This window comes from Azospirillum sp., assembly GCF_035628975.1.
GTDB lineage: Bacteria > Pseudomonadota > Alphaproteobacteria > Azospirillales > Azospirillaceae > Azospirillum.
In genome coordinates this window covers 1-13,442 of the sequence record NZ_DASPIS010000108.1, presented here as the reverse complement: position 1 = coordinate 13,442, position 13,442 = coordinate 1, and the positions used below count along the sequence as shown (strand labels likewise).

Sequence of the window (13,442 nt, the reverse complement as noted above, 5' to 3'; positions counted from 1 at the left end):
TTGCTCGTGTCGGATCGCCAAATCATGACCGGCGCATTGTCAGCGAGAAGCCGGAACTGCTGCTCTCCACCCTGGTCGACATTCTTCATGGTCGGTGTTTCCCTCGGTACTTTGCATCACCAGATTGCCTCGTGACGCGGGAACGAAGCTGTGGCATTCGTTCTAATTATTTGACCTCAATCAATGGCATCACTCAAATGAAAGGTCTACTGACCGTAGGTCCTAGCTCAGACCGCCGGGACTCAACCCCGGACACACCTGTGGTTGAGGATGGCCCCGGCTCAGAACGTTCAGAGGGCACTGCCCCACGCACCCTGCGCATCCTCATCGTTGAGGGCGAGGGCATCACTGCTATGCATATCGAGGATATGGTCTTGGAACTGGGCCATGACGTCATCGGCACAGTGTCCAATGGCCCCGCCGCTGTCGCCGCCGCCACGGCGCAACGCCCCGATCTGGTGCTGATGGACATTACCTTGGCCAAGGGCACCGATGGTGTCGCCGCTGCCCTGGAGATCCAGCGCACGCTAGGCATCTCCTCCATCTTTATGACGGCCCATTCCGACGCAGGTACAAAACACCGTGCCCAAGCGGCCGGATCGCTGGGATATCTTGTGAAGCCGTTTGCCATCGAGCAAATGGCAGTACTGCTCAGCCGCCTATAATGTCAGGTTTTCATAATTCGTCGGCCTTCGCGGCGAGGATGAAGATGCAAGCGGCGATGAGGAGCGCGCGCGGTCTCCGGACCGGAGCGGACCATGCGCAACAGCATGCGGTGAACACGCACCAGCACGGACCGCACCCGCGAAGGCTTCCGGAGTTCTGATGACATCGGCCGCCAGAAGGCTATCAAGCAGATCCGATTTCTGAAAACGCGTCGTCAGGCCGATGCGATCACATGCGGGACGAAACGGCTGGTGTTGCCGGTGGTGGGCGCGCGGTCCTCGCGAATCCCCAGGCCGCAGGCCTTGTCGCCGGCCATCCAGACGCCGAAGACCGCGTGGTTGCCGTCGGCCTCCGCCAGCGGCGTGAAGGCCTGGTACACCCAGCCCTCGTCGACATAGAGTCCCTCGGTCTGGGCGATCGGCTGGCCGACCGGGAAGCCGGCGGCATCGAGCGTGGCGATGCTGACGTTGCTGCCCTCGCGGCCGAGCAGCGGCTTCGCCACCACCGTGCTGCCGGCGGAAAAGCCGCTGCGGTCGAGGGCCGTCGGCAGCACGGTGGGATGGCCGGGGTTCAGCCCCCACAGCAGGGCGTAGCCAGCGTGCTTGTCCGTCGTGATCGTGTCGGGTGTGCGGCCGGTGACCTCGACGGCGGAGCGGAAGAAGCGCACGGCGGCGACTTGGTCGCGATGTTCGCTGAGGTAGACGTCGACCAGGGCGCCATCGCTGTCGATCGCCCGGTACAGATAGCACCACCGCCCACCGACCTTCAGGTAGGTCTCGTCAACGTACCAACTGCGCCCCGCAGTACCACGCCGGCGGTGCCGCAAGGCATTGGTGAGCAGCGGGGCGAGCTTCGCCTCCCACTGCCGCACTGCCTCATGGGAGAAGACCATGCCGCGCAACAGCAGGATCTCGGCAAGATCGCGCAAGCTGAGCTTGAGGCGCGGCCGCCAGAGCACGATGAGGAAGGCCACGTCGGTGGGCACCTGCAGCCGATTCAGCACCGAGCCTGTGCGCTCATTGAACTGGCGCCCGCACTCCCGGCAGCGGAACCGCCGATAGCCGTGCGCGGTCCGGTCCGGACGTTCGGCGGTTGCGGTCGACGAGCAGTGCGGGCAGTGCATCGGTCACTTCGTGCAGAGAGGTGACCCTCTACGTTCATCCCGCCGTTTCGATCAAGCTGGCGCGAAAGCTGCCGGAACCCCCGCAGGGTCAGGTGGACGACCGGATCGCCGCCGGACGTGACGATGCCGTCGGTCAAACCGACCACCTCGTAGACGTCCCGCCCCAGCCGCAAGCGCTCGCCGATCTCCAGCCTGGCGCGGCGGTCGGCCAGCATCTCGTAATGGCTGCGGGTGATCGGCCGGCCGGCGGCAAGGCGTCCCGGCTCGCCGAGCCGACCCAATTCGTAGCCGACGACGTAAAGGCGCAGGGTCTGCCCGCGGTGAACCGTTGCCACCGACTGGAAGGTCAGCGAGCCGACCGCAGCCACCCCGGCCAGTCGGGCCACCGCGTTACGGTGATCGCCAGGGATGCGCGACGCATCCGCGAAGGGTCCCCGGGTGCCGGATTCGACGATCCACAGATCGCCCCCGGGCGAGCGCGCCAGCGTCAGCGCCTCGTCCACCAGTCCGCGGTAGATGCCGATCATCGACAGTACGACCCCCAGCAGAAGGCTGAGTCCCAGGCAGGTCAGCGGAACCGGCCGAGACTGTGGCGGACATCGCGCAGTGCGAGGTTCATGGCGTCGTCTCCAGCGGTTCGGCGCTCCGGCCCTCGCGCAGGCCGGACGCCGGGGCGACGACCGGCCGCGCGCCGTTCGGCAGGCCGCCGGTCACCTCCAGCTGCCCGTCCAGCATGCGTCGGCCAAAGCTCAGTTTCCGCCGGGCGAGCCGGCCGTCCTCGACGGTCCATACCATGCCGCTGCGCCCGTCGAACCGCTCGACCGCTGCTTGCGGCACCAGCACGGCGCGCGGCAGGGAAGCGACGGCGATGGTCGCCTCCAGTTGTTCGGCAAGGTGGTGGCGGGACGGGTAGTCCCCGCATTTCAGGTAGACCTTCCGCTCTTCGGTGACGCGGTCGCTTTCCAGGTCGATGCGGACCACGCGCGCCGCGAAGCTCCGGCCGGGCAGCGAGCGCAACCGCACCGCCGCCGCCTGCCCCTCCGTCAGGCCGCCGGCCGAGGCCTCGTCGATGTGGACCAGCGCCCAGACGCTGTCCGGCGCGACCAGGGTAAACAACGGTTCGCCGGGATTGACGGCGGCCCCCAGCTCCTTGTGGCGGGCGATCACCAGCGCCTCGAACGGCGCGGCCAGGGTGTAGCGGTCGAGCCGCGCGGATTCGTAGCGCAGCCGCGCTTCGGCGTCGGCCACCGTGGCGTCGGCCAGCGCGAGGTCGGATCGCGCCAGCGCCAGCTCCGCTTCGGCGACGCGCAGGTCGGTGGCACTGTCCTGCGCCACCTCGACCGACACGCTGCCCCTGGACAACAGCTCTTGCCGCCGCCCGGCGGCCTGCCGACGCTTGTCGAGCAGCGAGGTCGCCTTGAGGATCGCGGCCTCCGCCTTGGTACGCGCCGCGCGGGCCTGTCCCAGTGCGGCCTCCGCTTCGGCGACGCGGTCGTCCTGCTGGCGGGTGTCGAGCCGGGCGAGGACGGCGCCCTGCGGCACGCGGTCTTCGTGGTCGGCGAACAGCTCCGTCACCGTGCTGGCGAGCTCCAGCCCGACCGCCGAGCGCACGCGTGCCTCAATGGCGACGTCATGCTCGACCGCCGCGACCGCGACGGCGACCGGGCGGAGCAAGGCCGCCCACCCTCCGGCGGCGGGGGCACCGGCGGCAAGCATCAGAACAAGACCTAAGCGCCACCGATGCATGAACGAATTCCCCTCGGCCATTCCTCCAGGGGACGCCTGGTACCCTTTGGCCCCGATCGGTTGGTGAGACAGTCACAGACCGGGTTGGGGCGAAACGCCGCACGCCGCCGCGATCATGCAGGCGCCGGCCGCCAGGGAAGGGGACCTCCTGGACATGCGGGGCGGTGCAATGGGAACCGTTCCCCAAGCGGGGTGACGCACCGGATGGGCCGTCCAATGGGAACGGTTCCCATTGGACGGAGTCCCCTCCCTTACTTTCGCTGTTCCAGCAGGGTGTCGATCAGCGACCGCATTCGCTTCAGCCGCTCCCAATCCTCGTCAGTCAGCGGCCGCGGCCTCTCCACCATCGCGCCGATGGTCTCCTGGGCCCGGCTGAGCACGCGGTACACCCGCTGCGGCAGGGCGCTCAGCGCCATCTCCGGGGATTTTTCGTCCGGCTTGTGCGAGGGGCGCTCGCCTTCCTCGCCTGCAGCCTTCGGCGGCGACGGCTCCCCGCCCGCGTCGGGGTTTCCGACGGCGGCGCCGCTCTTCCACTGATCCCACATGGCGAGGGCGGAGGCTTTCGACGCGGCCCGGGTGAGGGTGAGGAGAAAGCGGAGCGTCGGCTCATGCTCCGCATATTCCTTGCGGATCACCTCCGGCAGGGACTGCAGACGGAGCAGTTTGGAGATCATGCTGCGGTCCTTGCCAACGATGCCGGCAAGCGCCTCGTCCGTGTACCCGTGACGCTCCTTCAGTCCCTGCAGGGCATCGGACTGCTCGAATGGAGACAGGTCGACGCGCTGGACATTCTCGACCAGCGCCACCTCCAGCGGGTCGCCGGCGGTCAGCACCGCGGTGATCGTCGGCCAGCCGAGCGCCCTGGCGGCTCTCCAGCGCCGCTCACCCCACACCAGGAGATATTCGCCGTTGGCCTGCTGCTGCACGCCGATCGGCTGCTTGAGGCCATGCTTGGCGAGCGAGGCTGCCAGAGAGGCTAGATCCTCTTCCCGGAAGATCTTGCGCGGCTGATCGGGATTGGTGACGACCAGCCCGATGTCGCAGGCGAAGGGCCTCTCGAAGGGCACCGCCTTGCCGGTCAGCGCATTGCTGTCGAGCCGCACCGGGTTGGCGCTGGTCTGGTCGCTGCTTTTGGCGATGAGACCCATGTTGGAGCGCGGAATGCCCTTAGCCATGCGCCGTCACTCCATGGCCGGCCGAAACCACGCGACGGTCGCGCTCCCCGATCAAGGTCTGCACCACCATATCGAAGGTGCCGATGCCGGGAGCCTTGGCATTGAACGCGACCAGCGCGTCGCCGCCGGCAGAGGATTGCGGGTAGAGTGTGGTGTTGGGGATCGGCGGGAAGATGTGAACCTCCTGCCCATAGGTCTCGTGCATGTCCTTCAGGGTGGCCTGGTCCTGGGTCGTGCGGCCGGAATAGAAGGTCGGCACGATGCCGAGCAGCGAAAGGGTGGGGTTGCCGCGTTCGCGCACGAAGTCGATCTGCTTGCGCAGCGTGCCCATGCCCATGAAGGCAAGGGGCTGCGTCTGGCAGGGGATCAGGACCGTGTCGCTGGCCACCAGAGCGTTAGTCACCAGATGCCCTAGCGTGGGCGGGCAGTCTATCAGAATGAAATCGACGCTGCGCCGCAGCTCGGCGAGACGGCTGCGCAACGTGTTGTGCGAAAACTGCTGGGCGGCGAGTTCGGTCTCGCTCTCGGCCAGCTTGAGCGAGGATGGCAATACCCGCAGGCGCGGGTTGCGCGTCTCCACCAGACACTCCTCGGCCTTCACGGCCCCCTTGAGGACGTAATAGAGCGTCTTCTCGGCTTCCTCGCAGGCGACGACGTCCACGCTGAGATGGATGCCGGCGTTGGCCTGGGGGTCGGAGTCCACCAGCACGACGGAATAGCCGCGGTCGGCCAGCATGCGCCCGACATTGACGCAGCCGGTGGTCTTGCCTACGCCGCCCTTCTGGTTCGCCAGCGACACGACGAGCGCCGGACCCGGCTTCTCGACGGGAAGCACCGGGTGCTTGCGGACGAAGGCGACGACGGCCTGCGGGATACGCTCGCCCCCATTCTCCCAGCGAGAGATCCGCTGCCGGTCATAGGAGCGGTCCAGCCCCTCGTTCAGGAAGGCCGCGAAGTCCTCCCGCGACTGCCCGCGAGCCTCGCGGTAGGCCTTCAACTGATCGCCGAGCATACCCCCCTCCCCAACCAATTGAGTTCAGCGATCCACGGATAGAGTGAGACACTCACCCTGTCAACGTGGATCGGGAGGGCTGACCATGCCCCCGATAGCGTCTCGCCCGGACTTTCGTCATTTCGGCCACACCCGGCCGGACGCAAGATCAGGGAAAGCGGCGGAATCCCTGCAGTTCGGCCATGCGACCGACCCCCGGAACCGACGGCACGCGCGGGCCCTTCGCCGCCAGCCGGCGGAGACACTCGGCCAGCCGGCGTTCCTTCTCACAGGCCTCCTCGCACAGCGCCCGCATCTCGGCGATGCTCGGCCGCCACTTCTTCGTCCGGCGCCATGTGCGCGCGGCCTGATCGATCGCCCAGCCCGAGAATTCGCCGAGATCCTCGACCCAGTCCATGGCGACCAGCTGCTCCACCTCCGGCGTCAGCCCCTTTGCCGGATAATGCGACAGCAGCGCCAGGACACGGCCGAGCAGCCGGTCCGGCTCCGCCGGAGCCAGGACCGAGCCTTCGAGATCGTCCAGCGCCCGCTGCGCCATGGCGGCCTGCCGGACCGTGACGGTCGCCGGCGGTGACCAGATCTCCGTAAGCCCTTCGAAGCCGTCGTCGCCGAAGCGCGGGCGGTGCTCGAGACGACCGGCGGCCAGGATCTCGCGCAGTGGGGCCGGCAAGGCCGCGACGAGCAGCCGGTGGCGGTCGGCCGGCGGCATGCCGGGGTCGAAGGGCAGCGGCGAGCGCTCCGGCAACGGCATCACGGCAGCGGACATGGCAGCGGACATGGCGAACCTCCTCAGAACGGGGACCGGGGCTCGGGCTTCGCGTCCCTGAGCCGGGCCGCGACGGTCATCCAGGCGTTGATGCGCTGTTCCGCCGCGGTGTCCCGCGTCCGGCCGGCCGTCGGGACCGCGGTCGCCCGGGTTTTCGCCGCGGGTGCCTTGCCGGTGGCGGCGTCCTGGACCAGCCATGCGCGCCATGCCGCGGAGATGTCACGGTAGCGGTAGCCGTGGGCCTGGCAGCGCAGGACGAAGCCCTCGACATGCCGGCCGAGATCGACCGTGCCGAAGCGGCTGCGGGCCCAGGCCAGATCGTCGGCGCTGGGCATCCAATCCACAGGCACGTCATGTGCCGGCCCGCGCCCGCCCGTGGCGAGCGAGTCCGGATTTTGTTCGGACTGGAGCTGTTCCTGACTCGCAGGCGGACAGGGGGCGTTCACCACCGAGTCATCCCTGTCCTCGGCCGGTACAGGGCGGATCGCGTCCGCCGCGGCCATGTCCCCGTGCCGCTCGACTCGCAACCGGTACAGGCAGGACAGCCGGGAGCCGTCGCGGCCGCGGCGGTGCTCGATGCCAACCAGACCGATGTCGTCCAGTCGCTGTAGGATTCGGTTGATCGTCGGGCGCGACCGCTTGAGTTTGGCGGCGAGCGTCGACTGCGACGGCCAGCAGACGCCCTGCTCGTCGGCGAAGGTGGCGAGCGCGGCCAGGACCGCGAACCCGTCCGCGTCGAGGTCGGGGTGGTCGAGCCACCAGGCGGGGATCTTGCCCCAGCGGCTGGCCCCGTGGCTGGGTGTGTCGGTCGGGGGGGTGGTCATCGGGTGCTCCTGCGAGGTCGGGCAATCGGCATGGGCCAACAAATCTGTGGGCAGGATTCCCTGTGGCACGGCCATCGGCCAAATTGCACCCGGCGCCCACAGGTAGGTGGCGGGTGCAGATGCATAGGCGTCGGATGCAGGTCGGTAGGGCGCGGGTGCCAATGGGTAGGCGCCGGGTGCAGAACGGTTGCGAATCGGAGCGGACCTCCTGCACCCAGCGCCTACCGGATAGCGGTACGGGGGCTGCATTGGGAGTCCAGGGCGGGTCGTGCTTGACGCGATCCCGGTTCCTGCACCCACGACCTACCGGTATTTCGGGAAGAACACGGCTGGAGACTCCATCAGCACCCGGTACCTACCGACTGTCCGACCCCCAGGCCGCCGGGCCGGACGGGAGGGGGCCGTCGGCACGAGCGCCGGTGCCGATGGATAGGCATCGGGTGCAGATCAACTCGGAAGCCGGGGAGCCGGCGCTTCAGGGTGCCGGCGTCGGATTCTGCGCGGCCATCCCGGCCCGATTCGGGCGGGAAAACGGTAGGTGCCGGGTGCCGAACGGATTGCAGGAGGGACCCGTCCGGTGTTTCCTGCACCCAGCACCCACCCATCGGCACCCGGGACCTAAGGCTTCTGCACCCGAAACCTACCGATCTGCACCCAGCACCTACCGGCGTCGGGAACGGCATGCCGATTCCGCCGTTGCGCATCGGATGTCCGAGCCAATAGCGTGTGTCGTTGGAGACGCGGCTGGAGACCCCAAGATGTCGAGCAACAATCCGGGCGGAAAGGGCGACCTGAAGCAGATGGCGCTGCCGCTCCAGTTCGCGCTGTTCGAGATCGATGAACCCGACGACGCCAAGCGCACGACGCATTTCGTCGGCTTGTACGATGTCGCTCCCAAATGGGTCTTCTTCGCCTCCGACGTTGCCCGCTCCAACGGCCGCAAGCGCTCCGTCGGCGCCGGCGAGGTTGCCGACTCCGATGCGGGCAAGCCGCGCTTCCTGCGTCAGGTGAAGCGCGAGTTCGTCTTCAACGACAAGACCTATTCGCTCAAGATCCTGCCGGCGCGCATCGAGCGGCGGGTGAAGGACGGCGGCACCGAGGTCATTGAGGAAATCGATACCTTTCCCGGCGAGAAGGAACAGGTCGTCGAGGAGGTCATCCGCCGGCTTGCGGCCGAGAAGGCCCGGCTTTCCACCGGCGAGAAGGATTCTATCGTCTTCAAGTTCACCCTCTACGAGGTGCTGCAGGAGCTTCGGCGGGTGAAGCACACGCTGAGCCTGCCGGAACTCAAGGAAGCGCTTCTCGTCCTGCGCCGCTCGACCATCGTCATCGCGGAGAAGGGCGGGAAGAACGCGCTCCTCGATTCCAGCGTCTTCCCGCAATTGTGGATGCGCAACCATGACGTTAATGCCGGCGGCTCGCCGGACGAGAACGGCCGGGCCGACGTCGAGACCGCCGTGCAGTTCAACTGGATGGTGGAGAACACCATCCGCAGCGTCGAGCAGCAGCGCATCTCCTACGAGTGGCTGATGCGCATCGAGAATCCGTTCTCGCGCTGGCTGTTCAAGCGCGTCGCCTTCACACTCCTGCAGCGCCATCACCAGGATCGCTCCAGCATCGAGATCACCGCCCGGGAGATCATGCGCGACAGCGGCATGACGGAATGGGCGCGCTGGTCGAACATGCTCCGCTGGATTTCCGACATCGTCGACGTGCTCAAGAAGGTCGGCGCGCTGGCGGAGGTCGAGCGCGAGGTTGTCAAGGTCGGCAAGCGGCATGACGACATTATCTTCCGTCTGCGTCCCTCCGACCTGTTCCTCCACCAGATCGCCGAGGCGCATCGGGTGTCCGCCTGGAACCGGCGGGAGATCGCCCGTGTGACCGCGGCCGAACAGGCGCCGGGCAACTTCGTCCGCGTCGATGCCAAGGATCTGGCCGACACCCGGCGCCGTCGGAAGGCCGCATTGACGCAGGGCGTATCCCAAAACACCGCGGAGACGTAAGGCGACGGGGCAGGGACGGCCCCATCCGGTCATGGCCGCAGCTCCCGCGTCAGGCCGCCGGGGATGACATAGGCGGGCCCCGTCAATTTGTCGGGGTCGGTGATGGTGGCGGGCGCGGTATGACCAGGAATGCCCGGTTGACAGAAGTGATTACGCGGCCAGGGGCACGCCTGCCACCTCGGCCCAGACGGCGAAGGCCTGGGCTCGGAAGGTGCGGTACTCGGCAGCGGGGCGACGGTCGCGGCGGAGGTGGACGAGGTTGTTGATCGGGTCGTGAACGGAGAGGAATCGCTGCACCTGCCGGGGTGACTTGAAGCGCTTCATCTGCCGCTTGCGTCGGCGCGTCGGATGATGACTGTTCTCGGACCGGTTGTTGATGCCCTTGTGCTGGCGGTGCTCGCAGCGCAGCTTCAGGGCCTTCTTGGCGGCTGCGTAGGACTTCAGCTTATCCGTGATCAGCACCCGCGGCGCCCGACCCTGCTTCTTCAACAGCTTGCGCAGCAGACACTTGGCCGCCTTCGTGTCGCGCCGACTTTGCACGAGCACGTCGAGAACAAAGCCGTCTCGGTCGACCGCGCGCCACAGGTAGTGCTTCTTGCCGGCAATGCTGATCACGACTTCATCCAAATACCACTTGTCGCCGCGCGCAAGGCGCCGTTGCCGGATGCGGGTGGCGATCTCTCAGCCGAACTTCAGGCCCCATTGGCGCACGGTTTCATGGCTGACCGTGGTACCACGCAGCCCCAGCATCTCCTCCACCATCCGAAGGCTCAGCGGAAAGCGGAAGTACAGGTACACCGCGTAGCTGATCACCTCGGCAGGGAAACGGTAGCCGGCGTACATCGAGCCGGGGGGCGTCGTCATCCCGGCCCTATACCATCCCCAGGCGCCATTGCCAGCCCGAACTTGACGGTGCTTGGCCGCGAGGCCGCCCGCATTGCCGGCCGATTGGCGGAAATTGAGAACTTGTCTGCAGCGGGCGCGTCCTAGCCGGTGCTGGGCGGGATGCTACTTTAAGCTGAAGAGGGGTGGTGCGCCGGGTGGCCGGTCTGGTAGGGCTGTGGGCGTCATCAACAGTCATCAGAGCTCCATTTTATGGGCACGGCCGTTCATCCCGCAAGCACCACACCGGCGATCTGGGATGCGTTCTCGGACGTTGATGCCTTCGTGGACGAGGTTCTGACCGAGTTGGCGGCGATGGCGGCCGACGGCAGTCGCCCGACCCATTCTGGGCCGAAGCTGGCGCTCACCGGAGCAGCGTTGCGCAAGGCGATCATGGCGATCTGGTGCGTGTGCTTCTGCGGCATGCAATGGCGCGCCATCGGCCAGCTCTCCGGCGTGCCCTTTGGCACGCTGTACACCCTGTTCGCCCGCTGGACCCGGCTCGGGCTATGGCGCCGCTTGCTCGACCGGCTGCGCCGCACGTGTCGGCTGGCCTGCGGCGATACGGCGGAACCGAGCGCGGTGGTAATCGACGGCCGGACCTGCCTCTCCGCTTCGAGCTATTTTGCGCGCGGCGTAGACGGCGGCAAGAAGATCCGCGGCATCAAAATCCATCTCAGCGTGGAAAAGTACGGCGTCCCGTTAGCGATCGACGCCACGCCCGCCAACGTGCACGACACCAAGGGAATCGTGCCGGTGCTGCGCCAACTCGCCGGACGCGGGTTCCAAGGACCGGCTATCGGCGATCTCGGCTATCGCGGCGCGCGCCTCGCTAACGCCGGGGAGGCGCTTGGCATCACCATTCAGCCGATCGCCCGCGGCCGCGACGGGGCGTTCATTCCCACCGAAATCGCCTGGGTCGTGGAGCGCTCCTTCAGCTGGACCAGCCGCTACCGCCGATTGAACACCATCGTCGAGCGGACGGAGGAGCACCTAGTCGCATTCGTCTAGATCGCCTTCATCTCCATCCTCTCCAGGCGCTTGAGGCGGCTCACGCCTCAGGTTGTCGACGCATGACGTCTACAAACATGCTCTCAAGCGCCGCCGCCCCAAGCCGGGCGACAAGTGGTTCCTGGATGAGGTCTTCATCCGCATCCGCGGCAAACAGCACTATCTCTGGCGCGCCGTTGACCAGAACGGTGTGGTGCTGGACATCCTGGTCCAGAGCCGGCGCAACACGAAGGCGGCCAAGCGTTTCTTCCGCAAATTGCTAAAAGGACTGCGCTATGCGCCACGGGTCGTGGTTACGGGCAAGCTGAAATCCTACCCGGCAGCGAATAGGGAGATGAAGCTCGGCAGCAAACATCGGCAAAGCCGATACCTGAATAACCGCTGCGAAGTCTCGCATCAGCCGACCCGACGGCGCGAGCGGCACATGAAGCGGTTCAAATCCTCCCGGCAGGCCCAGCAATTTCTCTCCATCCACAGCCGGATCCACAATCACTTCCAACTGCGCCGCCACCTGATCTCTGCTTCCGAGTACCGCGCCGCCCGCGCTCGCGCGCTCGCCGGCTGGCGCGAGGTGACCGGCCTCGCCCAGGTTAGCTGACCAAAGACCCAGCAGCGGGGCTGCTCGTCCTTATTGCGCCCTTGGTTGGTCAAGTTGACAACACCGAAGAAACGATGATCGAAGGAACGCAAGGGTACGGCACCCACGCGGCGGCACTGGCCGAACAATACGAAAGCATCACGTTTGGTGATGTTCACCATGAGGTGATGCATCTCTTTCCGTCCCCACCCGCACGGGTCCTCGACATCGGGGCGGGGTCAGGTCGCGACGCCGCAGCGCTTGCCCTGCTCGGCCATAGGGTCGTTGCTGTGGAGCCGACCGATGCGCTTCGACAGGAGGGGTTGCGCCTTCATGGTGAAAAGCCAATCGAATGGATCGATGACCATCTTCCCGATTTTCAGCAACTTCATTGTCGAAAGGAACGCTTCGACCTGATCCTTCTGACGGCTGTTTGGATGCACTTAGACATTCAAGAACGGCGAACAGCCATGAGATCTTTGGCAGGGCTCCTCAATGCGAATGGCCGGATCAGCATGTCATACCGGCTCGCGCCTGAACTGACTCTCGGGCCGCAGGGGATTCCCAAATTCTGGCGAGCATGATTCACTGAAACTCCACCGGGAGTGGGGGTGACCATGTCGGCAAGCCTGAAGATCGCGGACGGGATGACGGTGGCGGAACTGCGGCACTGGGCACGGCGGTGCGGCAACGGTCGGGCGGCGGCGCGGGCGTATGCCATCGCCAACGCTTTGGATGGGCTGGACCGTGCGGAAGCGGCGCGCTTGGCGGGCATGGAACGGCAGGCGTTGCGGGACGCGGTGCGGCGCTACAACACGGAAGGGGTCGCGGGGCTGTTCGACCGGCCGAAGGGACACCGGGCGGAGTGGCTGAGCGACGCGGAACAGGCGGCCTTGGCGGCCGCGGTCTTCAAAGGACCGGACCCCGCCGTGGATGGGGTGTGCACGTGGACCTGCGAGGCCCTGGCGGTGTGGATCGCCGCCAAGTTCGGCAAAACCTTCCATCCGCACAGCGTCGGCCGGACTCTTGGGCGTCTGGGCCTCTCGCGCCAGAAGGCCCGGCCCGTTCACCCGAAAACCGAGAGCAAAGCGCAGGAGCGCTTCAAAAAAGGGGGCTTCGCAGCGCCCTGACGGCGGCCGCCGAGGCGCACCCGGGCAAGCGCCTGCGCGTGTTTTTCCAGGATGAGGCGCGGTTCGGGCAGAAGGGGCGGCTGTGTCATCGCTGGTGGCTGAAGGGCCAGCGTCCCCCCGGCCTATGCGACCAGAGGTTCGACTGGACTTACCTCTATGCCGCCGTCGAACCCAAGACGGGGGACGGCTTCGCCCTGGTCCTGCCGACGGTGTCCACCGCCGCCATGAACCGCTTCCTCGCCGACTTCGCCGCCACCCTGGCCCCGGACGACCACGCCGTCATGGTCCTCGACGGCGCCGGTTGGCACGCCAGCAAGAGCCTGGCCGTTCCCGCCAATCTCACCCTCGTGCCCTTGCCGCCGAAATCACCCGAGCTGAACCCGGTGGAAAACACACCGGCAGGGAACCTCTGAAACGACGGTTCTGTTGACACCACGGCTGGGGCATGAGGCTCTTCATGCTCTGGCCGTCTGGATGGCGCGACATCATGAGCAGTTCAAGGCAGGAAGCGATCCAGTGGCTGGAAC

The 13,442-nt window shown here is 66.7% G+C and carries 14 protein-coding genes and 1 pseudogene; 7 read left to right on the top strand and 8 right to left on the bottom strand.

What is annotated here, in order from left to right; translation table 11 throughout:
• The coding region (locus VD964_RS24195) for a response regulator (protein ID WP_324871048.1) at positions 1-665 on the top strand (665 nt) is incomplete at its 5' end.
• 215 nt (positions 666-880) lie between these two features.
• Here the strand turns inward: VD964_RS24195 and VD964_RS24190 are convergent.
• The 7 genes from VD964_RS24190 to VD964_RS24160 form a co-directional block, all read right to left on the bottom strand.
• The gene (locus tag VD964_RS24190; protein ID WP_324871047.1) at positions 881-1,669 is read right to left on the bottom strand and encodes an IS6 family transposase; all 789 of its coding nucleotides are present in this window, start codon (positions 1,667-1,669) and stop codon (positions 881-883) included.
• A complete protein-coding gene (locus VD964_RS24185) occupies positions 1,663-2,352 on the bottom strand; it encodes an ABC transporter permease (RefSeq protein WP_324871049.1) in 690 nt (229 codons plus the stop codon). The genes VD964_RS24190 and VD964_RS24185 overlap by 7 nt, the downstream gene beginning before the upstream one ends.
• Positions 2,353-2,404: 52 nt before the next feature.
• Positions 2,405-3,463 carry an efflux RND transporter periplasmic adaptor subunit gene (locus VD964_RS24180; RefSeq protein WP_324871046.1) on the bottom strand — a complete coding sequence of 353 codons (1,059 nt, stop codon included), beginning with the start codon at positions 3,461-3,463 and terminating at the stop codon, positions 2,405-2,407.
• A gap of 323 nt (positions 3,464-3,786) precedes the next feature.
• A complete protein-coding gene (locus tag VD964_RS24175) occupies positions 3,787-4,710 on the bottom strand; it encodes a ParB/RepB/Spo0J family partition protein (protein WP_324871045.1) in 924 nt (307 codons plus the stop codon).
• On the bottom strand, positions 4,703-5,722 hold the full coding sequence (locus VD964_RS24170; protein WP_324871044.1) for an AAA family ATPase: 1,020 nt from the start codon (positions 5,720-5,722) through the stop codon (positions 4,703-4,705). The genes VD964_RS24175 and VD964_RS24170 overlap by 8 nt, the downstream gene beginning before the upstream one ends.
• 148 nt (positions 5,723-5,870) lie before the next feature.
• Positions 5,871-6,500: a hypothetical protein gene (locus VD964_RS24165; RefSeq protein WP_324871043.1), complete on the bottom strand. Its 630-nt coding sequence runs from the start codon at positions 6,498-6,500 to the stop codon at positions 5,871-5,873.
• Positions 6,501-6,511: 11 nt separating this feature from the next.
• Positions 6,512-7,312, bottom strand: a complete 801-nt coding sequence (locus VD964_RS24160; protein WP_324871042.1) for a helix-turn-helix domain-containing protein — start codon at positions 7,310-7,312, stop codon at positions 6,512-6,514.
• 758 nt (positions 7,313-8,070) lie between these two features.
• Here VD964_RS24160 and VD964_RS24155 point away from each other — a divergent pair.
• On the top strand, positions 8,071-9,315 hold the full coding sequence (locus tag VD964_RS24155; protein WP_324871041.1) for a plasmid replication protein: 1,245 nt from the start codon (positions 8,071-8,073) through the stop codon (positions 9,313-9,315).
• A 150-nt stretch (positions 9,316-9,465) separates the two neighbouring features.
• Here the strand turns inward: VD964_RS24155 and VD964_RS24150 are convergent.
• Positions 9,466-10,179: pseudogene (locus VD964_RS24150) on the bottom strand (IS6 family transposase).
• A 231-nt stretch (positions 10,180-10,410) separates the two neighbouring features.
• On the opposite strand from VD964_RS24150, the gene VD964_RS24145 reads away from it, so the two are divergent.
• The 5 genes from VD964_RS24145 (at position 10,411) to VD964_RS24125 (ending at position 13,328) form a co-directional block, all read left to right on the top strand.
• The gene (locus VD964_RS24145) at positions 10,411-11,208 is read left to right on the top strand and encodes an IS5 family transposase (protein ID WP_324871040.1); all 798 of its coding nucleotides are present in this window, start codon (positions 10,411-10,413) and stop codon (positions 11,206-11,208) included.
• 52 nt (positions 11,209-11,260) lie between these two features.
• A complete protein-coding gene (locus VD964_RS24140; protein WP_324871039.1) occupies positions 11,261-11,806 on the top strand; it encodes an IS6 family transposase in 546 nt (181 codons plus the stop codon).
• A gap of 74 nt (positions 11,807-11,880) precedes the next feature.
• The gene (locus tag VD964_RS24135) at positions 11,881-12,369 is read left to right on the top strand and encodes a class I SAM-dependent methyltransferase (protein ID WP_324871038.1); all 489 of its coding nucleotides are present in this window, start codon (positions 11,881-11,883) and stop codon (positions 12,367-12,369) included.
• 33 nt (positions 12,370-12,402) lie between these two features.
• Positions 12,403-12,915 (top strand): winged helix-turn-helix domain-containing protein, encoded by a 513-nt coding sequence (locus VD964_RS24130; RefSeq protein WP_324871037.1) that lies wholly within the window; start codon positions 12,403-12,405, stop codon positions 12,913-12,915.
• Positions 12,916-12,953: 38 nt separating this feature from the next.
• The gene (locus tag VD964_RS24125) at positions 12,954-13,328 is read left to right on the top strand and encodes an IS630 family transposase (RefSeq protein ID WP_324871036.1); all 375 of its coding nucleotides are present in this window, start codon (positions 12,954-12,956) and stop codon (positions 13,326-13,328) included.
• Positions 13,329-13,442: the final 114 nt, after the last annotated feature.